18 protein-coding genes are annotated in these 18,683 nt (G+C 62.6%); 11 read left to right on the top strand and 7 right to left on the bottom strand.

Annotated elements, in window-relative coordinates; genetic code table 11:
- Positions 1-169: 169 nt before the first annotated feature.
- From MPZ60_RS06095 to MPZ60_RS06085, 3 genes are all read right to left on the bottom strand, one after another.
- Entirely contained in the window at positions 170-436 is a 267-nt protein-coding gene (locus tag MPZ60_RS06095; RefSeq protein WP_034359978.1) for a hypothetical protein, read from the bottom strand.
- A gap of 377 nt (positions 437-813) precedes the next feature.
- Positions 814-1,938 carry a JmjC domain-containing protein gene (locus tag MPZ60_RS06090; protein WP_034359976.1) on the bottom strand — a complete coding sequence of 375 codons (1,125 nt, stop codon included), beginning with the start codon at positions 1,936-1,938 and terminating at the stop codon, positions 814-816.
- A 71-nt stretch (positions 1,939-2,009) separates the two neighbouring features.
- Positions 2,010-2,960 (bottom strand): helix-turn-helix domain-containing protein, encoded by a 951-nt coding sequence (locus MPZ60_RS06085; protein WP_034359975.1) that lies wholly within the window; start codon positions 2,958-2,960, stop codon positions 2,010-2,012.
- Between the two features lie 354 nt (positions 2,961-3,314).
- Here MPZ60_RS06085 and MPZ60_RS06080 point away from each other — a divergent pair, with 354 nt between their 5' ends.
- From MPZ60_RS06080 to MPZ60_RS06065, 4 genes are all read left to right on the top strand, one after another.
- Complete coding sequence (locus tag MPZ60_RS06080; RefSeq protein WP_034359973.1) at positions 3,315-4,766, top strand: aldehyde dehydrogenase; 1,452 nt, start codon at positions 3,315-3,317, stop codon at positions 4,764-4,766.
- A gap of 176 nt (positions 4,767-4,942) precedes the next feature.
- Positions 4,943-5,263, top strand: coding sequence for a cytochrome c (locus MPZ60_RS06075; protein WP_012837377.1), 321 nt, complete (start codon positions 4,943-4,945; stop codon positions 5,261-5,263).
- Positions 5,264-5,276: 13 nt separating this feature from the next.
- Positions 5,277-5,792, top strand: a complete 516-nt coding sequence (locus tag MPZ60_RS06070; RefSeq protein ID WP_034359971.1) for a hypothetical protein — start codon at positions 5,277-5,279, stop codon at positions 5,790-5,792.
- A 19-nt stretch (positions 5,793-5,811) separates the two neighbouring features.
- On the top strand, positions 5,812-7,362 hold the full coding sequence (locus tag MPZ60_RS06065; protein WP_034359969.1) for an FAD-binding oxidoreductase: 1,551 nt from the start codon (positions 5,812-5,814) through the stop codon (positions 7,360-7,362).
- A 345-nt stretch (positions 7,363-7,707) separates the two neighbouring features.
- Here the strand turns inward: MPZ60_RS06065 and MPZ60_RS06060 are convergent, their stop codons facing one another.
- Complete coding sequence (locus MPZ60_RS06060) at positions 7,708-8,688, bottom strand: AraC family transcriptional regulator (RefSeq protein WP_034359967.1); 981 nt, start codon at positions 8,686-8,688, stop codon at positions 7,708-7,710.
- A 214-nt stretch (positions 8,689-8,902) separates the two neighbouring features.
- Here MPZ60_RS06060 and MPZ60_RS06055 point away from each other — a divergent pair, with 214 nt between their 5' ends.
- The 6 genes from MPZ60_RS06055 to MPZ60_RS06030 all read left to right on the top strand — a co-directional run bounded on the left by MPZ60_RS06055 (position 8,903) and on the right by MPZ60_RS06030 (position 15,356).
- Positions 8,903-10,126, top strand: a complete 1,224-nt coding sequence (locus MPZ60_RS06055) for an amino acid ABC transporter substrate-binding protein (protein ID WP_034359966.1) — start codon at positions 8,903-8,905, stop codon at positions 10,124-10,126.
- Between the two features lie 227 nt (positions 10,127-10,353).
- Entirely contained in the window at positions 10,354-11,229 is an 876-nt protein-coding gene (locus tag MPZ60_RS06050; protein WP_034359964.1) for a branched-chain amino acid ABC transporter permease, read from the top strand.
- The gene (locus MPZ60_RS06045) at positions 11,226-12,176 is read left to right on the top strand and encodes a branched-chain amino acid ABC transporter permease (protein WP_034359962.1); all 951 of its coding nucleotides are present in this window, start codon (positions 11,226-11,228) and stop codon (positions 12,174-12,176) included. Before MPZ60_RS06050 ends, MPZ60_RS06045 begins: the two co-directional genes overlap by 4 nt.
- On the top strand, positions 12,173-12,943 hold the full coding sequence (locus MPZ60_RS06040; protein ID WP_034359961.1) for an ABC transporter ATP-binding protein: 771 nt from the start codon (positions 12,173-12,175) through the stop codon (positions 12,941-12,943). The genes MPZ60_RS06045 and MPZ60_RS06040 overlap by 4 nt, the downstream gene beginning before the upstream one ends.
- On the top strand, positions 12,936-13,649 hold the full coding sequence (locus MPZ60_RS06035) for an ABC transporter ATP-binding protein (protein ID WP_034359959.1): 714 nt from the start codon (positions 12,936-12,938) through the stop codon (positions 13,647-13,649). The genes MPZ60_RS06040 and MPZ60_RS06035 overlap by 8 nt, the downstream gene beginning before the upstream one ends.
- Positions 13,650-13,904: 255 nt before the next feature.
- Positions 13,905-15,356 (top strand): aldehyde dehydrogenase, encoded by a 1,452-nt coding sequence (locus MPZ60_RS06030; RefSeq protein ID WP_034359957.1) that lies wholly within the window; start codon positions 13,905-13,907, stop codon positions 15,354-15,356.
- A gap of 277 nt (positions 15,357-15,633) precedes the next feature.
- On the opposite strand, the gene MPZ60_RS06025 is transcribed toward MPZ60_RS06030, so the two are convergent.
- A complete protein-coding gene (locus tag MPZ60_RS06025) occupies positions 15,634-16,410 on the bottom strand; it encodes a DUF2076 domain-containing protein (RefSeq protein WP_034359956.1) in 777 nt (258 codons plus the stop codon).
- 235 nt (positions 16,411-16,645) lie between these two features.
- Between MPZ60_RS06025 and MPZ60_RS06020 the strand changes: the two genes are divergently transcribed.
- Positions 16,646-17,167, top strand: a complete 522-nt coding sequence (locus MPZ60_RS06020) for a peptidylprolyl isomerase (RefSeq protein ID WP_003064531.1) — start codon at positions 16,646-16,648, stop codon at positions 17,165-17,167.
- Positions 17,168-17,353: 186 nt separating this feature from the next.
- Here the strand turns inward: MPZ60_RS06020 and MPZ60_RS06015 are convergent, their stop codons facing one another.
- Both MPZ60_RS06015 and MPZ60_RS06010 read right to left on the bottom strand, forming a co-directional pair.
- The gene (locus MPZ60_RS06015) at positions 17,354-17,959 is read right to left on the bottom strand and encodes a glycine zipper 2TM domain-containing protein (protein ID WP_034360058.1); all 606 of its coding nucleotides are present in this window, start codon (positions 17,957-17,959) and stop codon (positions 17,354-17,356) included.
- A 276-nt stretch (positions 17,960-18,235) separates the two neighbouring features.
- Positions 18,236-18,616, bottom strand: a complete 381-nt coding sequence (locus tag MPZ60_RS06010) for a PepSY domain-containing protein (protein WP_034359954.1) — start codon at positions 18,614-18,616, stop codon at positions 18,236-18,238.
- Positions 18,617-18,683 lie beyond the last annotated feature (67 nt).

Raw genomic sequence — 18,683 nt, 5'->3', positions numbered from 1 at the left:
CGCTTGCACGCGAGAATCCGCCCAAGTGCAGATATCGGTACAGACCTCATATGCCGACAAGCATCCGCGGCTCGAAAATCCGCTGTGAAATCCAGACGTAAAAAAACCGCACCTGAGTGCGGTTTTTTCATGCTTGAGGCCTGGGCCTCAAGCTGGCTGATGCAGCGAATTACTTGGCAGCAGGAGCTTCAGCGGCGGGAGCAGCAGGAGCGTCAGCGGCAGGAGCAGCAGGAGCGTCAGCGGCGGGGGCAGCAGGAGCGTCAGCAGCAGGAGCAGCAGCGTCAGCGGCGGGAGCAGCAGGAGCTTCAGCAGCAGGAGCGGGAGCAGCAGGAGCTTCCACAGCAGGAGCGGGAGCAGCAGGAGCTTCTTCCTTCTTGCCGCAAGCAGCCAGAGCAGCAGCAGCGATCACGGTAGCCAGAATCAGAGAGTTCTTCATGACAGTTTCCTAAATGGTAGGTTCAGCAGACGGTATGCAGATTGCCATTACGGTCAGCCTTTTGCAGCTATTGATCGCTCTGGCAGATCAGGTCAAACGATAAATTCGACTCAGCCCGCATTATAGGTAGTTTTGCCCATTGCTGACTAACACTGACAGCAACCAAACAATTCTGCACAAATCGGCGCGTTCTCATTTATCGGGCAAGCCCACGCTTGCCTTGAGCCACACTGTGGAGCATAAATTTATTCCTGTCAAATCCCTGACAAAGCTTTGATAAAGATTTACATAACCTACACAAAGCCTGCGAAATCAGCAGGAGCCACAGAGGACAAACCCGTAAGTTAGCACGATCGCTGTTACAAGTCCACCCTGTTTCAGTCGCCGGAGCGAACCCAGCCAGCATCAAACCACGACGACAGCAACTCCAGCGCGTCATCGCTGGCAGTTGCCAGATCCTTGCGCGACAGGGCTCGGCTGTCTGCCAGCTTGCGCATCAACGTGGCATCGCGGCCACCTGCCAGATAGCTTTCGCCATTGATGAAGATGTGCTTGGCGTCATACATCATGCGCGTGCGACGATCCAGCACAACGCTCTCGAACATGCCGTTTTCATCGCCATGCTCGAACCAGACATTGGGCTTGGGGTCGCTCAGGTACTCGCCCAGCGCGCGCTCCAGCGCCAGCGGCTCGGCCATGGCCTTCTTCAGTGCCTCGCGGGCAAAGTCATACATGCCTTCAGGAATCAGCGCCGGGTTGCTCACGGCCTCCTGCTTGGGGTCGCGATAAATGACCGGAGTTTCGGGCTCGTCGGGCTCGTCCGACATGCGCAGCAGCAACTCGCGGCCCAGCTCGCTGCGATCGGGCGAGCGAAAGCCTATCGAATACGTCATGCATTCGCCTTCCGCCACACCGTCATGCGCCCATTTGGGCGGCAGATACAGCATGTCGCCGGGCTCCAGAACGAACTCTTCCTCGGGCTCGAAATTGGAGAGGATTTTCAGTGGCTTGCCCTGCTGCAGAGACAGGTCTTTTTGACGACCGATGCGCCAGCGGCGCTTGCCCTGGGCCTGCAGCAGAAACACGTCATAGCTGTCGAAATGCGGGCCTACGCCCCCCTGATCGGTGGCAAAGCTGATCATCAGATCATCGAGGCGCGCCTCGGGCACAAAGCGGAATTGCTGCAGCAACTCATGCGCCTTGGCGTCATGCATGTCCACGCCCTGCACCAGCACGGTCCAGCCCGGCTTGGTCAATGCAGGCAGGCTGCGACGGGACAGCGGGCCGTGGCTGAGCTTCCAGTTGTCGCCTTCGAGCTGCTGGATCAGGCGCGACTCCACGCCATCCTCGCCCGCCATGGCCAGCAGTCGGGCGCGCGGAATCGGGGCCTTGAAGCCAGGGATGGCCTGACGCACCAGCAAGGGCTTTTTGTGCCAGTGGCGGCGCATGAATTGAGAGGCGGTGAGCCCACCCAGCAGGGTGAGCGGCGTATTGATGTCCATGAATACAGTCCTGCTTTCTAAGCAACGGACTGCATTGTCCTATAGGCCTCGAAAACGCTGGTCGGCACAGATCAATGACCGAGCGCTCTGAACTCGGACGGCGACATGCCGGCATAGGCCTTGAAGGCACGGCTGAAGTGCGCGCTGTTGCCAAAACCACAGCCCATGGCAATTTCCGTAATGGTGCGGTGCGCGAGCGCCGGGGAATGCAGCTCCCGCATGCAAAGCTCCAGCCGGCTTTGCTGGATGAAGCCGCCCAGCGACTGATCTCGTCCCGCAAAGGCGTTGTGCAGATGCCGACGGCTGCAATTGAGTGCTTCGGCCACCTGATCGACCGACAACCCAGGGTCGCGCACATGGCAGGCCACATGCTCGCAGATGCGGTCGTACAGGGCCTGCTTTTGCGTCACCGCCGTGGCCTGCCCGCCAAGTGCCTGCAGGGACAGATGCACCATATCCACCAGCAACTCCCCGGCGCGACGCGCCAGCGGTGCCGTCATATTGTCCAGTTCCTGGTAAGTGCTGCGCATGGTCTGCAGAGCAATGCGCGCAATGCCGGCGCTGCCCCCCACCGATCGACCCATGAGGTTTTCCAGACGCAGGCCTCGCTCGGCAATGCTCTGTTTGGGCACCATCATGATCAGGTGCTCCGTGTGCCGGGGGTTGGCCACCACATAGGGCTGCGAGGTGTCATAGATGGCCCAGCTGCCATTGCTCACGCAGGCCTTGCTGCCGTACTGCTGCACCTCGGCATGGCCGCTCCAGGGCGCCACGATCTTGAGGTAGGCCGCTTCGCTGTCGCGCAGACGGTGGCTGTCGCGTATGACGCGGTGGCGCCCGGCATCCAGCTTGGTGAGCATCACATCGCCTGCGTATGCCACGCTCAGATGCCCGTCAAAACAGGTGTCGCCATACAGATCCGTATCCAGACCCGAGAACAGCTGTGCCATCCAGCCCTGCCAGGCTGGTGCAGTTTCCTTCTCGGGAAGACCATCGGTACTCAGTACCACGGGCGCGGTCATGGGCCTTGACTCCTCGTTGTATCTATCTCTGCCTGTACCGACAAAGTACAACAATTATCGGTAAGTGAGCACTTTCGCGCTCAGGCCATGAAGAATCTCCCACACTGCATTCAAACTAGTGCAAACCCTAGGTCGCGTGCACGATTCGTCAAACGGTTTGTGCACATTGCGCACAGCATCTTGCCAGGGCTTTTCCTACGATCACTCACACGCCAGTGTCAGGCGAAACATCACAAAAGGTGGAGACAAGCCCGGTGACACAAGCCTTGTGCAACGACACCAGCCCCCACTTTTCAACTTGCATCAACAAGCAGTGACTGCGGTCACGCGCCCTTGGTAGTGAAGGAAGCGAAGATGATTGAACAAAGCATGCTCATCGGCGGTAAGACCGCACAGGCCAGCAATGGCGCCACTTTCGAGCGCAAAAACCCTCTGGACGGCTCGGTCGCCACGCGTGCCCCGGCCGCCACAACAGCCGACGCCGTGCGTGCCGTGGAAGCCGCTCAGGCGGCCTTCCCTGCCTGGGCGGCCCTGGGCCCCACAGAACGCAGGCTGATGCTGATGAAGGCCTCCCAGGCCCTGGAGGCCAAGGCCGAGGCCTTTGCCGCAGCCATGGCGGCAGAGACCGGCGCCTCCGGCATCTGGGCCGGCTTCAATGTGCATCTGGCCGCCAATATGTTTCTCGAAGCCGCATCGCTGACCACCCAGATCAACGGCCAGCTGATTCCTTCGGACATTCCCGGCAGCATGGCCATGGCCGTGCGCCAGCCCGCCGGCGTGGTGCTGGGCATCGCCCCCTGGAATGCCCCCATCATCTTGGCCGTACGCGCCATTGCCACGCCCCTGGCCTGCGGCAACACCGTGATCCTCAAGGGCTCGGAGCTGTGCCCTGCCACGCACGGCCTGATCATCGAAGCGCTGCAGGAAGGCGGCTTGCCGCCCGGCGTGGTGAACTTTGTGACCAATGCGCCCGAAGACGCCGGCGCCGTGGTCGAGGCCATGGTGGCCCACCCCGCCGTGCGCCGCGTGAACTTCACGGGCTCCACGCGCGTGGGCCGCATCATCGGCCAGACCTGCGCCAAATACCTCAAGCCCGTCATTCTGGAGCTGGGCGGCAAGGCACCGTTTCTGGTGCTCGACGATGCCGACATCGACTCCGCAGTGGCCGGCTGCACCTTTGGCGCCTTCGCCAACTCGGGCCAGATCTGCATGTCCACCGAGCGCATCATCGTGGACGAGGCCGTGGCCGAGGAATTCATCGCCAAGCTGGTGGGCCGCGCCACAACCCTGCCTCTGGGCGACCCCCGCAAAGGCCCCGTGGTGCTGGGCTCCGTCGTGGACATGAACACCGTGAACCGCGTCAACGAGCTCATCGACGATGCCGTGGCCAAGGGTGCCAGGATTCTTTGCGGCGGCAAGGCCAGCGACACCTTGATGGCCGCCACGCTGATAGACGGCGTGACACCCGAGATGCGAATCTTCCGTGAAGAGACCTTTGCCCCGGTAAAAGCCATCGTGCGTGTGCGTGGCGAAGAGCAGGCCATCGCCATGGCCAACGACAACGAGTTCGGCCTGTCTTCCGCCGTCTACACCAGGGACACAGCGCGCGGCTGGCGCGTGGCCGGCCGCATCGAAGCGGGCATCTGCCATGTCAACGGCCCCACCGTGCACGACGAGGCACAGATGCCTTTCGGCGGCGTAAAGAACTCGGGCTACGGTCACTTTGGCGGCCAGGCCGGTATCGATGCCTTCACCGACACCCGCTGGATCACCATGCAGACCACCGCACGTCACTACCCCTTCTAAAGCGTCCAGGACAGCAGTCGTAGCCGGCAGGCGTGACTCCTGTCCTCGCTTGAAACCTCCATCGCCGGCACTGGGCCATGAGGCAAAGACCTCAGGTGCAGCGCCCGCATGGGCAAGGCGCGAGCCCCAACCCGCGCCTTGTGTCTGCCGACCAACAGAACCACCGGAGACCCACGTTGAAACATGCCTCCCAACTGGCCCTGGCAGCCCTGCTGTCTGGCCTCAGCCTCGCCGCCTCGGCTGCGGACTCTCACAACATTGGCCCCGGCCAGCGCTTCTACGAAAAGACCTGCGCCAAATGCCATGAAGCCGGCATAGGCCCCGTCATCAAGGGGCGAGGCTTTCCGCCCGCGACCTACGTGATCATTGCGCGCAACGGCATGAACGCCATGCCATCCTTTCGCGTGACCGATATCGACGACGCCACGCTGGAAGACTTGGCAAACTACCTGTCCAAGACAGAGGCCCCCAAGGCAGCCGAGCCCGCCAGGAAATAAGGAGGACGATGCAATGCAAACCGATCGTCGCTCCCTTCTCAAAGGTCTGACCGCTGCAGGTCTGGCTGTCTCCGGCATAGGCTGGGCACAGGCTGCCACCTCCGCTGCAGGCCGCACCGCCAGCGCAGCCACACGCTCTGCCGAGGTGCTGGCCGTGACCTCCTCCATGCACGCCAGCGCGCTGGAAAAGGCCTTTGCGGCCGGTGTTCAGAGCACCTCCCGCAACGTGGTGCACACCGGCCTTCAAGGTCTGGACAGCGCCGCATTCAACCAATTGGGCGAGCTGCTGACCGACAGCCAGGAAACCCTGTTGCTGGGTCTGCTCGATGACGCCTCGGCCACGCTGGTGCTGGACCTGGTTCGCTCCAGCGGTGGCCGCGTGCTGGCCGTGGAACACCATCGTGTGGACGGCGCCGCCGCCGACTGGGCCCAGGCACTGGGTCGGTCGCTGGCGTCCGGTCAAGTCATGAACACCACCACGGCGGCAGCAGGCAAGGAAGCCCGCGTGTCCTTTAGCTGCGTAATCTAAGAAACAAGGAAAGCAGAGCATGACAAGCAAATACATGGCCCTGCCCAAGGGCATGAGCGAGAGCAGCTTTGATGCGGCCATCGCTCAATTCAAGAAGGCCCTGGGCGAAGACAATGTGATGATCAAGGACGAGCTGGTTCGTCCCTACACCAAGGTGATGATGGCTGTGCCTACCGAAGAGCACACACCTTCCGCCGTGGTGACTGCCACCACCGTGGAGCAGGTGCAAGAGGTCGTCAAGATCTGCAACGCGCACAAGGTGCCCGTGTGGACCATCTCCACCGGCCGCAACTTCGGCTACGGCTCGGCCGCGCCGGGCCAGCGCGGCCAGGTGGTGCTGGATCTGCGCAAGATGAACAAGATCATCCACGTGGACCCCGAACTGTGCACGGCCCTGGTCGAGCCTGGCGTGACCTACCAGATGCTCTACGACTACCTCGAAGAGAACAAGATTCCCTTGATGCTGTCGTTCTCGGCACCTTCGGCCATTGCCGGTCCTCTAGGCAACACCATGGACCGCGGCGTGGGCTACACCCCCTATGGCGAACACTTCATGATGCAGTGCGGCATGGAAGTGGTGATGGCCAACGGCGATGTGCTGCGCACCGGCATGGGAGGCGTCAAGGGCGACAAGGCCTGGCAGGTGTTCAAATGGGGCTACGGCCCGACGCTGGACGGCATGTTCACCCAGTCCAACTACGGCATCTGCACCAAGATGGGTTTCTGGCTGATGCCCAAGCCCCCGGTCTTCAAGCCGCTGGAAATCCAGTTCGACGAAGACAGCGATATCTCCGAGATCGTGGAATTCATCCGCCCCCTGCGCATCGCCCAGGTCATCCCCAATTCGGTGGTGATTGCCGGCGTGCTGTGGGAGGCATCCACCTGCAACACCCGCCGCTCGGACTACATCACCGAGCCCGGCCATACGCCGGACGCCATCCTCAAGCAGATCCAGAAAGACAAGCATCTGGGCGCCTGGAATGTCTACGCTGCGCTGTACGGCACCAGGGAGCAGGTCGACGTCAACTTCAAGATCGTGCAGGACGCGCTCAAGAAACTGGGCAAGGGCCGCTTGATCACCGAGGAGATGGCTGGCGACACCCAGCCCTTCAAGTACCGTGCCCAGCTCATGTCGGGCGTGCCCAACCTGCAGGAGTTCGGCCTCTACAACTGGCGCGGGGGTGGCGGCTCGATGTGGTTTGCCCCTGTGTCGCAGGCGCGCGGCAGCGAGTGCGACAAGCAGAAGTCGCTGGCCAAGAAGATCCTCAACAAGCATGGCCTGGACTATGTGGGCGAGTTCATCGTCGGCTGGCGCGATATGCACCATGTCATCGATGTGCTCTACGACCGCAGCAACGAAGAGGAAACCAAGCGCGCCAACGCCTGCTTTGCCGAGCTGCTGGACGAGTTCGAGAAGGAAGGCTATGCCGTGTACCGCGTGAACACGGCCTTCCAGGAGCGCGTGGCGCAGAGCTACGGTCCGGTCAAGCGCGATATCGAGCGCAAGATCAAGCGTGCTCTGGACCCCAATGGGATTCTGGCTCCGGGCAAGTGCGGAATAAACATTTGATCTCCCCCTGAGGCGCTTTGCGCCTTCCCCCTCTCTCGCTTTGCTTCGCAATGCGGGAGGGGGACGACAGCTTTGCTGCGCGGCGGCGCTTGCTTGCTGTCCTTTGATGGGGCATGCCTGTTCAATTGCTGCGCCCTAGCCTCAAATTTTTAAAGCCACCTGATTTGAAAACGCCAGGTGGCTTTCTTTTCCTTGTTTGCTTCTTGTTTGCTTCTTGTTTGCTTCTTGTTTGCTTCTTGTTTGCTTCTTGTTTGCTTCTTGTTTGCTTCTTGTTTGCTTCTTGTTTGCTATTGTATCAATAGCTGTTTGCGATTTCCTGGATTGGGTTTAAGGCCAATTTAATGCCTAGTTCAGCAGACTCGAAGACTGCACGCCTGCCCTGAACTGCGCCGGCGTCTGCCCCGTGTGCTGCTTGAACAGGCGGCTCAGATGCGCGCCGCTGGCAAAGCCGCTGGCCAGCGCCAGCTCGGTCAGGGTGCAGTGGCGATTGGCAGGACTGAGCAGTTCGCGCTGGAACAGGGCCACGCGCTCGGCCCAGATATGCTGGCTGATGGACAAGCTCTCATCGGCAAAGGCGTTGTAGAGATGACGCTTGCTGCAGTTGAGCGCTGCGGCCACGGCATCCACGCTCAGGGCAGGATCGCGCAGATGCTGGCGCACATAGGCCTTGATGCGGCCCTGCAGCAGCTCGCTGGCGCTCAGCGATGCCGCGCGGCCGCAGGCATCGAGCAGGGACAGCTGGATCAGCTGAAGCAGCGAATCCGTCACATGCTGGGCCAGTCCCTGGCCCATGGCCCGACATTCGGCAAAAGTGCCGCGCATCATGTCCAGCGCAATGCGGGATACGCCTTCGCTGCCGCCCACATAGCGCCCCATGAGGGCGTCGATGGCGCGGCCATGGTCTTCGAAGCGGCTTTTGGGCAAGGTGATGATCAGATGCTCGCACCACTCGGGGTTGAGCACCTCGTACTCCTGCGTGGTGTCATAGATCAGCCACTGGCCGCTGCGCGCCACGGCTTCGCGCCCGTTCTGGCAGACGCGGGCCTCGCCATGCCAGGGGGCCACGATCTTGAGAAAGTCGGTGCTGTGGCGTGCCATGCTGGCCGAAGTGCGCCGCACGCGATGGCGGCTGGCCTCGATCCGGGTCATGCCCACCGGCCCCAGCTCCAGGGTTCCCAGCCGCGCCGAGAAATGCTGATCGCCATAGACATCGCTCTCCAGTCCATAGAGCGTGGACATCCAGTGCTGCCAGGCGCCCACGGCTTGGGCACCTTGCATCTCGGTCATCTTCTCGGTCACTTGGTAGGCAGGAATGTCTGGCCGCATCTGGGCTCCTGAAGAAGTAACAGGATGCTTCATTATCCATAGCGATCCAGACCAGGGGCCGGGCAAAACCGGCGCCTCGCAGGGAAATCAGTGTTTACCCACAGATACTTGCATGCACAGACAAGACGCAGTGCACGCACAGACAAGCCCCTTGCGCCGCGATTTCCTACGATGGCCGAAAACCCGGACACCCGTCCATCAAAAGGAGACAAACATGACATTCGCCGACAAGCGTTTTGTTCTCAAAAGCCTGGTCGCAGCCACGGCCCTGGCGGGCCTGTGCGGCCAGGCCCTGGCCCAGGAAGCGCCCAAGTCCATCCGTATCGGCTGGGCAATTGCCAAGACCGGCGTCAACGCGGGCGGTACTTCCGTGACCACGGCGCCCAACTACAAGCTCTGGGTCAAGGAGATCAACGACGCCGGCGGCATCATGCTCAAGGCCTACAACAAGCGCGTGCCCATCGAGGTCATCGAATACGACGACCGCTCCAGCACCGAGGAGGCCGTGCGCGCCACCGAGCGCCTGATCACCCAGGACAAGGTGGACTTCGTGCTGCCGCCCTGGGGCACGGGCTCCAACCTGGCCGTGGGTCCGACCTACGAAAAACACAAATACCCGCTGCTGGCCGCCACCTCGGTGACCGACAAGGCCCCCGATCTGGCCAAGCGCTGGAAGCATGCCTTCTTCTTCCTGGGCACAGGCGGCGAATATGCCGAGGGCCTGGTCGCCATGCTGGAAAAGGCCAAGAAGGACGGCAAGATCAACAACAAGATCGCCATGATCAATATCGCCGACGGCTTTGGCGTGGAGCTGGCCAATGCCACGCGCAAGGCCGCCAAGCAGCATGGCTTCGAGCTGGTCTACGACAAGAGCTACCCGATCGGCACGCAGGACATGACGCCCGTCATCAACGAGGCCAAGGGCAAGGGTGCCGACACCTTCGTGGCCTACTCCTATCCGCCCGACACCATGCTGATCAACGAGCAGGCCAAGACGCTGGGCCTGACTCCCAAGGTGCTTTTCACCGGCGTGGGCACGCAGTTCCCCATGTTCAAGGGCAAGTTCGGCGCAGCGGCCGAAGGCGTGATGGCGCCGGGCGGCATCGATGCCGGCAACCCGCAGATGCAGGCCTATCTGAAGCGCTTCAAGGAAGTGACCGGCCAGGAATCGGACCGCTTTGCCAGCCCCATCGTCTATACCTCGCTGCAGATGCTGCAGCAGGCCATCGAGCGCGTGGGCAAGATCGACCGCGCCGCCGTGACCCAGGAGCTCAAGAGCGGCAGCTTCGAGACCGTGCTCGGCCCCGTCAAGCTTGAAGGCCAGATGCTGACCAAGCTCTGGCATGTGGGCCAGTGGCAGAACGGCGAGTTCAATGCGATTGCACCGACCAACCGGGCGGGGGTCAAACCTGCGGTGATACCGCGGGTCACCCCCTGAGGCGCTGCGCGCCTTCCCCCTCTCTCTACGCGCTTCGCGCTATGGGAGGGGGACGACAGCCTCGGTGCGGGGCTGCCCTTCCTCGCTGTCCCGTTGCTGGGGCATGCCTATTCCAGCATTCGCCCAGCTCCGCGAGAACTATCAAAACAAGAGCTTCTTGCGCATGTCTAGCTTTAACTTTGCATTGATTTCATAACAAGAACAATGAATCACCAGCGGTATACGCTATGAATTTAATAGACATCCTTCTTGCTGGCGCCATGCTGGGCGGGCTCTACGGCCTGGTGGCCATGGGGCTGACGCTGCAGTACGGCGTGGCGCGCATCATGAATCTCTCGTATGGGGAGTTTCTGATTGCACCGGCCTTTCTGGCCTTTTTTGCGGTGAGCAGCTGGGGTATTTCACCGCTGCTTCTGGTGCTGCTGGTGGTGCCGCTGGGCTTTGCCATCCAGTGGCTGATCTATCAGCTGCTGCTGACCCCGCTGGTGCGCCGCGCCAAGGGCGGACCGGCGCTGGAGGTGGATTCAATTTTGGCCACCTTCGGCATGCTGTTCGTCGTGCAGGGCATCATGCTGGTGATGTTCGGCGGCGACTATCACAGCTACAGCTATCTGTCCGAACCCGTGGAGATCCTGGGCAGCAAGGTCGCGGCCAACCGTCTGCTGGTGCTGGGCTTTGCGATCGTGCTGGGGGGCAGCCTGTACCTGCTGCTGACGCGCACCCGCGCCGGCGCCGTGGTGCGCGCCGTGTCCGTGGCACCGCAGTTCGCACCTCTGGTCGGCATCAATGTGCGCAGCACGGCGGCACTGGCCTACGGTCTGGGCGGCGCGCTGGTGGCGGTCTGCGGCGTGCTGGTCAGCATGTTTCTGCCCTTCTCGGCCGGCATGGGCACCATGTTTGCGATGAAGGCGCTGATCGTCGTCATCATGGGCGGCGTGGGCAATCTCATGGGTTGCCTGGTGGCCGGCATGCTGCTGGGCTTTGCCGAAACACTGGTGGCCTCCTTTGTCGACCCCGGCCTGACGCTGGCCGTCAACTACGCGGTGTTCCTGCTGGTGCTGCTGTTCAAGCCCACAGGATTGTTCGGGAGGGCCGCACGATGAATCCGAACCATCGCAAGGAAATCCTGATCTGGGCCGTCAGCGCCGCCGCCCTGCTGGGCCTGGCACTGCTGCCGCGCTGGCTGACGGACGAGTACTACCTCTCGCTCATGATCAGCATCCTGATGTACTGCGTGCTGGCCACGGCCTGGGCTCTGTTCTCTGGACCGACGCGCTATATCTCGCTGGCCACCGTCGCCTTCTTCGGCATGGGCGCCTATGTCACCGCCGTGTTCGGCGAGTCCCTGCCCTGGGCTGCCGTGCTGGGGATTGCGGCCGGCGTGGGCCTGATCATGGCCTTGATCGTGGGGCTGTCCACGCTGCGGCTGTCGGGCGTGTACTTCGTGATCTTCAGCTTCGGCCTGGCCGAGCTGGTCAAGCAGCTCGTCACTTGGTGGGAAGTCAACATCACCAAGGACCTGGGCCGCTATGTGTTCGTGGAGATCACCCAGCTCGATATCTACTGGCAACTGCTGGCCATGCTGGCTCTGGTGCTGGCGCTGCGCGCCCTCATCAATCGCTCGCGCCTGGGTCTGGCCCTGCGCGTGATCGGCGAGGACGAGACCGTGGCCACCCATGTGGGCATCAACACCACCACGGCCAAGCTGCTGCTGTTCGCCGTCAGCGCCGTGTTCATCACCGTCACGGGCGCCATCATGGCTCCGCGCTGGACCTATATCGACCCCAGCATTGCCTTTGCTCCCGCCGTCTCGTTCCAGACCCTGATCATGGCCTTGCTCGGCGGTGCAGGCGCGCTGTTCGGCCCGATTCTGGGGGCCGTGCCGCTGGTGCTGCTGTTCGAGTACCTGGGTGCCAACTTCCCCAACCATTTCTCGATTCTGCTGGGCCTGGTGTTCATCGTGATCGTGTACTTCATTCCCCAGGGCCTGTCTGGCGTGCTGGCCAGGCTGCTGGGCAGGAATTCGGCCAGCAAGGGAGACCAGCCATGAAGACCGCCACCCTGCTTTCCGTGCGCGGCGCCACCAAACGCTTCGGCGGCCTGGTGGCCGTCAACGCACTGAGCTTTGACGTCTACCCGGGCGAGGTCGTTGGCCTGCTCGGCCCCAATGGCTCGGGCAAGACCACGGCCATGAATCTGATCTCGGGCGCCCTGCCCGTCAACGGCGGCGAGATCGTATTCAACGGCAAGCCCATCCACCCGCTCAAAAGCCACCAGATCGCCCGCCTGGGCGTGGCACGCACCTTCCAGTTGGTCAAGGTGCTGGGCTCCATGAGCTGCACCGACAACGTCATTGCCGGCATGGCCTTCAAACCCCGACCACTGTTTGGCAAACCTGCTGCTGCGCGTGCCCTGCAACTGCTCAATCAGGTGGGTCTGGCCGAATTTGCGAATACTCCTGCAGGCGAGCTCACCTATATCAACCAGAAGCGCCTGGAGCTGGCCCGCGCGCTGGCGCTGGAGCCGCAGATCCTGCTGCTCGACGAATGGCTGGCAGGCCTGAACCCCACGGAGCTGCAGCAGGGCATTGCACTGATCCGGCAGTTGCAGGCCACGGGGCTGACGATTCTCATGGTCGAACATGTGATGGACGCCGTACACGCGCTGTGCAGCCGCTGCGTGGTGATGAACGCGGGCACAAAAATAGCCGACGGCCCCACGGCCCAGGTGCTCAAAGAGCCCGAGGTGGTGCGTGCCTATCTGGGGGAAGATGTGAGTGCAGATGAAGACCGGTCAGCGGAGGTTCGCCATGCTTGAAGTGCGCAATATCTCGGTGAGCTACGGCAAGCATGAGGCGCTGCACCAGGTCAGCCTCCAGGTGCGGCCCGGCGAGCTGGTCGTCATGCTGGGCGCCAACGGAGCAGGCAAGTCCAGCCTGCTTAAGGCGCTGGGCGGCATGGTCACGCCCCAGGCCGGCGCCAGCGCCCAGCTGGCGGGCCAGGAGCTGATGCAGCTGCCCCAGCATGCCATCGTGCAAGCCGGCCTGGCCCTGGTGCCCGAGGGGCGCGGCGTGTTCGGCGATCTCAGCGTCAAGGAAAACCTGCTGCTGGGAGCCCAGCCCCGGCGCGCGCGCGCCAACGAGGCCAGCAATCTGGAGCAGGTCTTCGCCCTCTTTCCCAAGCTGCGCGACCGTCTGCCCCAGGCCGTGCGCACCATGAGCGGCGGCGAGCAGCAGATGGTGGCCGTGGGCCGCGCGCTAATGAGCCAACCCGATATCCTGCTGCTGGACGAGCCTTCGCTGGGCCTGTCACCGCTGATGTGCAAAGAGCTGTTCGCAGCCCTGGCGCGCATCAAGACGCTGGGCATGGGCGTGCTGCTGGTGGAGCAGAACGCGCGCCAGAGCCTGGCGATTGCCGATCGCGGCTATCTGCTCGAAACCGGGCGCATCGTGGGCGAAGGCTCGGCCGCAGAACTCAGCAGCAGCCCCGCCGTGCGCCGCGCTTATTTAGGCGGTGAACATTGAGATGAATCCCGCTGAGCGGCCTTGCCGCTTCCCCCAGAGGGGGACGATGCCATCGCTGGGGCAGCCCATCGCTGGGGCAGCCCATCGCTGGGGCAGCCCATCGCTGGGGCAGCCCATGCTGGGGCAGCCCACGCTGCGGGGCGGCTGGGCCGCCTAGGCCCTTGCTCGGCACCCCTTTACCAGGCCGCACTTCATTGAAGGCCCTGAACAATTACCAGTCTTATCGACTGGCTCGACACTTAAAAGGAGACACAAATGATCGAACAAAAAATGCTGATAGCCGGCCAGGAATGCGCAGCCGGCAATGGCGCGACTTTTGAACGCAGGAACCCGCTGGATGGCAGCGTGGCCACGCGCGCCCCGGCAGCCACGACCGAGGACGCGATTCGCGCCTGCGATGCAGCGGCAGCAGCCTTCCCCGCCTGGTCGCAACTGGGGCCGAACGCCCGCCGCGCCATGCTGATGAAGGCCTCCCAGGCGCTGGAAGCCAAGGGCGAAGCGATTGCCGCGGCCATGGCCGCAGAAACCGGCGCCTCGGGCATCTGGGCCGGCTTCAATGTGCATCTGGCCGCCAGCATGCTGCTGGAAGCGGCTTCGCTGACCACGCAGATCAATGGCGAGATCATTCCCTCCGACGTGCCCGGCAGCCTGGCCATGGCCGTGCGCCAGCCCGCCGGCGTGGTGCTGGGCATCGCGCCCTGGAATGCCCCCGTGATCCTGGCCGTGCGCAGCATCTCCACGGCCCTGGCCTGCGGCAATACCGTGATCCTCAAGGGATCGGAACTCTGCCCCGCCACCCACGGCCTGATCATCGAGGCACTGCAGGACGCGGGCCTGCCCGCCGGCGTGGTGAACTTTGTGACCAATGCGCCCGCCGATGCGGGCAGCGTGGTCGAAGCCATCGTGGCCCACCCGGCCGTGCGCCGCGTGAGCTTTACCGGCTCCACACGTGTGGGCCGCATCATCGGCCAGACCTGCGCCAGACATCTCAAGCCCGCGCTGCTGGAGCTCGGCGGCAAGGCTCCCTTCCTGGTGCTGGACGATGCCGATATCGATGCGGCCGTGAACGCCGCCACCTTTGGTGCGTTTGCCAACTCGGGCCAGATCTGCATGTCCACCGAGCGCTTTGTGGTGGACAACAAGGTGGCCGACGAGTTCATCGCCAAGTTTGCCGCCAGGGCCAGCAGCCTGCCGCTGGGCGACCCGCGCAAGGGCCCCGTGGTACTGGGCTCGGTGGTCGATCTGGCCACGGTGGAGCGCTGCAATGCCATGATCGACGACGCGCTGGCCAAGGGCGGAAAACTGGTCTGCGGCGGCAAGGCCGAGAGCACGCTGATGCCCGCCACGCTGATCGACCATGTGACGCCGGCGATGCGCATCTTCCACGAGGAGACCTTCGGCCCGGTCAAGGGCATCGTGCGCGTGAATGGCGAGGAAGAAGCCATTGCCACGGCCAATGACAACGAGTTCGGCCTGTCCTCCGCAGTCTTCACCCGGGATACGGCCCGCGGCTGGCGTGTGGCTGCGCGCATCGAGGCCGGCATCTGCCATATCAACGGCCCCACGGTGCATGACGAAGCTCAGATGCCGTTTGGCGGCGTCAAGGCCTCGGGCTATGGCCATTTCGGCGGCCAGCAGGGCATCAATGCCTTTACCGAGACACGCTGGATTACCATGCAGACTGAAGCACGCCACTATCCGTTCTAAAGACCCCCCTGAGCGGCTTTGCCTGGGCGGCCCCGCCGCTTCCCCCTCTCTGCTTCGCGGAGGGGGACGACAGCTTTGCTGCGCGGCGGCGCTTGCTTGCTGTCCCACACTTAGGTCACGCCCTAGTTAAAGCTCGCGCCCATCGCTACTGAAATTAAAAAAGCCACCTGATTTGAAAACGCCAGGTGGCTTTCTTTTTTCCTTCTCACTATCTAATCCATAGCTGCTAGCGTTTGATGGAAAAGGGCTTGAGCCTCAAAAATCTCAAAGCATGTAATCAGGCAAAGTCATCGTCAAAGAAGCCGCCGCCATCGTCCCAACTGCCGCTGTCAAAGCTGGCTGAGTTGTCTATGCTGCCAAGGCCCGCATCGTTGGCCAGGCTCGAGGTATTGCCGCTATCACCATGCAGGCCCTGGCTGCTGCTGTCCTGCGCCAGTGACTTGCTTTCGCCGCCGCTCTGACTGCCCGAGCCGGCGTGATGGGCGCCCATCAGATTCTCCAGCCCGTTGAACAGAAACATGCCGCCCGCCACACCGGCTGCGGCCGCTGCGGCATTGCCCAGGAAGCTGCTGCCGGCAGAGGTTGCGGGCTGGCCATAGGCCTGCGGCGCTGCAGCACGCGGCGCCGAGCCGCCGCCAAAGAAACGGTCGCGCCAGCTGGAGGGCTGAGACGCCACTTGCGGCTGGTTCTGCGGCTGGTACTGGGGCTGATAGGGAGGCTGGGCATTGGCAGCGTAGCCACCATCCTCGGCATAACGCTCGGGAGCCCGGCCGAAGTGCGTGCCCAGGCCGCCCGAGAGAAAGCTGCCTGCGCCCTGGCTCTGGCTTTGCTGGGCCTGCTTCACCTGCTGCTGCAGCTCGCCGATCTGCTGCTGGGCCTGCTGAATGGCTTGCTCCAGCATCAAGGTGCGCTGGGCCAGCCAGTAGACCGCATCGGGCGCGTTGCTCAATCCACGGCGCAGCTCGGCATCGGCCTGTGCGTCCTTGGGCTGGCCCTGGGTCAGCGTCAGTCTGGCACACAGGTCTTGCAGCAGTTGTTGTTCTTGAGAGGTCATGGTGCTTTCCTTTAAGCCCGCAAATTACTTGCAGCAAAGATGAGGCCAGTATGCAGGCCTGCAAGAGCGCCAATGTGAAGCCCGTGCAAGTGCTTTTTGCAGGGTGTAACAAAAGGCCTGTGCTGCAGTGCCGGGCAGCGCATGGGACAATGCCTGCCATTGCGCCACGGTCGTGGCGGCGTTTCAATTTCGGCTGCGGGACTGGCCCGCGGCCCACCAACTGCATACACACACCATGGAAGTTACCCAACAATGCGTGGTCGCCCTGACCTGGACACTGAAAGACACCCTGGGCGAGGAGCTGGACGTGCTGGACGAGCCCGTGGAATTCCTTGTCGGTGGCGATGATCTGTTCAAGCGCATCGAAGAGGCTCTGCAAGGCCACGGCGTAGGCACCACACTGGACCTGCACCTGGAGCCCGAAGAAGCATTCGGCGACTATGACGAGAGCCTGATCTTCCTGGAAAAGCGCGAGCTGTTCCCCGAGGAGATCGAGGAAGGCATGAGCTTCGAGAGCACGGCCATGCCCAAGGGCACCAACCCCGTGCCTCCCGATCTGCTCTACACGGTCACCGAAATCTATCCCGAGCATGTGGTGCTGGACGGCAACCACCCGCTGGCCGGAATCGCCATCCGCCTGCACCTCAAGATCGAAGCCGTGCGCGAGGCCACCGAGGAAGAAATCGGTCGTGGCACAGCCGGTACGGGATTTTTCCGTATCGAGCCCATGGCTCCGGGCAACGAAACACTTCACTGAGCCCCTGAGGCGCTTTGCGCCTCCCCCCTCAGGGGGACGACAGCTTCGCTGCGGGGCGGCGGGGCCGCCTAGGCTCTTGCTTGCTGTCACTGAGTTGCGCTGCGCCACCGGCTCAAGCATCGCTCATCGCTTCAGACAACAAAAAGGGACTCCTCGGAGTCCCTTTTGTTTTGTGCGCTCGGCTGCCTAGCGGCGGAAGATCTGGTTGCCTTCCACGCGCACGTATTCGCCGATGCTCAGCTGCGGAGGCTGCTGGTAGTCCAGAGCGCGCACGCTGCCGTCCTGCAGCTGCACAGTAACGCGGTAGATATCGCGCACGCTGCCGCCGCCCATGCTGTTTTGCACGGCATTGCCGGCGAAAGCGCCTGCAGCCACACCGGCGATGGTCGCCAGTGTACGGCCCGAGCCCTTGCCCACCTGGTTGCCCAGCACGCCGCCGATCACGCCACCGGCAATCGCGCCGCCTGCGCCAACACCGCTGCCGTCCTGCACGCGCACGGTCTCGATATTCATCACACGGCCCTGCTGGGCGTATTGCTGAGGCTGCTGCGAATAGCAGTTGGGGTTGTTGTAGCCACAGTTATTGGCGGGATAGGTCTGGACCTGGTTGTTGCCCACGGGGTAGGCCTGTGTGCTGCCAGGGTAGCCAGAACCCGAATAAGCACCTTGGGAGTAGCCCCCCTGATAGCCGCCGCTCTGGTAGCCCCCCTGGGGATAGGCCGCGCAGGCCGACAGAGCCGCAACGATTGCGCTCACCATGGCCAACCGGCCCCAGCGTTGATTGATTTGCATGGAAATCTCCTGATTGGCGCATGCACATTCCATGCGCCGCAGTCCCTGTTATGAGTTGCTCTGCAAACCTTGCACGGTCTGCCTTTCCATTGCAACGCGGCACAGGCTCGCCAGGACGACAGCTTTCACATTTGCTCACAATACTTTGAGTAAAGCGCAGCCGTTTACAACTCTTCAAACCATAGCGCCTTGCCCTGAGCAGCGCTCATTTCCGATTCAAATACCATTTGAAACCTCCATCACAAAGCGCCGAAAGCTATTAAAAATATAGCAAACTCAGCCTTTGCTGAGTACGCGCAGCACTTCACCGCTGCGCCCATCCACATAGAGCTTCACAAAGCGTCCATCGCTGGCTGTGGCCTTGACCTTGTAGAGGCCGTCGTCCCACTCCACCTCCTGGAATTCGCGATAGCCGGCCTTCTCCAGCCGGTCGCAGACATCGCGGATGGACAGGGCCGGTCCGAGTGCCATGCCGCGCACGGCCGCCACCGAAGCCGAGGCACGGTCAGCCAGGGAGTTTTCTGCGGCCAGGCAGGTGCCTGCGGACAGCAGCGCGGCGCCTCCCAGCAGGGCGATGCCGCCGCTGCGCTGCATGGTCCGGTATAGCGACAGGACGCGAGCGGGCATAGCAAAGACGGGGGCTTGAAGATGAGACATGGAAACTCCTGCAGTCGGTTGGTGAACGAGGGGGACAAAAATACGGCCCGCCGGGCGGGAGGTGCCC

It is taken from the genome of Comamonas sp. 7D-2, from assembly GCF_022749555.1.
In the GTDB taxonomy this organism is placed as follows: Bacteria; Pseudomonadota; Gammaproteobacteria; order Burkholderiales; family Burkholderiaceae_C; genus Comamonas; species Comamonas thiooxydans.
The sequence above is the reverse complement of the archived record's forward strand: the minus strand, read 5'-3'. Positions and strand labels throughout refer to the sequence as shown.

What these genes read in the sequence shown, in the direction of transcription:
- MPZ60_RS06095 (WP_034359978.1), bottom strand. Translation starts at nt 436, where the DNA reads ATGAAGAACTCTCTGATTCTGGCTACCGTGATCGCTGCTGCTGCTCTG.
- MPZ60_RS06090 (WP_034359976.1), bottom strand. Translation starts at nt 1,938, where the DNA reads ATGGACATCAATACGCCGCTCACCCTGCTGGGTGGGCTCACCGCCTCT.
- MPZ60_RS06085 (WP_034359975.1), bottom strand. Translation starts at nt 2,960, where the DNA reads ATGACCGCGCCCGTGGTACTGAGTACCGATGGTCTTCCCGAGAAGGAA.
- MPZ60_RS06080 (WP_034359973.1), top strand. Translation starts at nt 3,315, where the DNA reads ATGATTGAACAAAGCATGCTCATCGGCGGTAAGACCGCACAGGCCAGC.
- MPZ60_RS06070 (WP_034359971.1), top strand. Translation starts at nt 5,277, where the DNA reads ATGCAAACCGATCGTCGCTCCCTTCTCAAAGGTCTGACCGCTGCAGGT.
- MPZ60_RS06065 (WP_034359969.1), top strand. Translation starts at nt 5,812, where the DNA reads ATGACAAGCAAATACATGGCCCTGCCCAAGGGCATGAGCGAGAGCAGC.
- MPZ60_RS06060 (WP_034359967.1), bottom strand. Translation starts at nt 8,688, where the DNA reads ATGCGGCCAGACATTCCTGCCTACCAAGTGACCGAGAAGATGACCGAG.
- MPZ60_RS06055 (WP_034359966.1), top strand. Translation starts at nt 8,903, where the DNA reads ATGACATTCGCCGACAAGCGTTTTGTTCTCAAAAGCCTGGTCGCAGCC.
- MPZ60_RS06050 (WP_034359964.1), top strand. Translation starts at nt 10,354, where the DNA reads ATGAATTTAATAGACATCCTTCTTGCTGGCGCCATGCTGGGCGGGCTC.
- MPZ60_RS06045 (WP_034359962.1), top strand. Translation starts at nt 11,226, where the DNA reads ATGAATCCGAACCATCGCAAGGAAATCCTGATCTGGGCCGTCAGCGCC.
- MPZ60_RS06040 (WP_034359961.1), top strand. Translation starts at nt 12,173, where the DNA reads ATGAAGACCGCCACCCTGCTTTCCGTGCGCGGCGCCACCAAACGCTTC.
- MPZ60_RS06035 (WP_034359959.1), top strand. Translation starts at nt 12,936, where the DNA reads ATGCTTGAAGTGCGCAATATCTCGGTGAGCTACGGCAAGCATGAGGCG.
- MPZ60_RS06030 (WP_034359957.1), top strand. Translation starts at nt 13,905, where the DNA reads ATGATCGAACAAAAAATGCTGATAGCCGGCCAGGAATGCGCAGCCGGC.
- MPZ60_RS06025 (WP_034359956.1), bottom strand. Translation starts at nt 16,410, where the DNA reads ATGACCTCTCAAGAACAACAACTGCTGCAAGACCTGTGTGCCAGACTG.
- MPZ60_RS06020 (WP_003064531.1), top strand. Translation starts at nt 16,646, where the DNA reads ATGGAAGTTACCCAACAATGCGTGGTCGCCCTGACCTGGACACTGAAA.
- MPZ60_RS06015 (WP_034360058.1), bottom strand. Translation starts at nt 17,959, where the DNA reads ATGCAAATCAATCAACGCTGGGGCCGGTTGGCCATGGTGAGCGCAATC.
- MPZ60_RS06010 (WP_034359954.1), bottom strand. Translation starts at nt 18,616, where the DNA reads ATGTCTCATCTTCAAGCCCCCGTCTTTGCTATGCCCGCTCGCGTCCTG.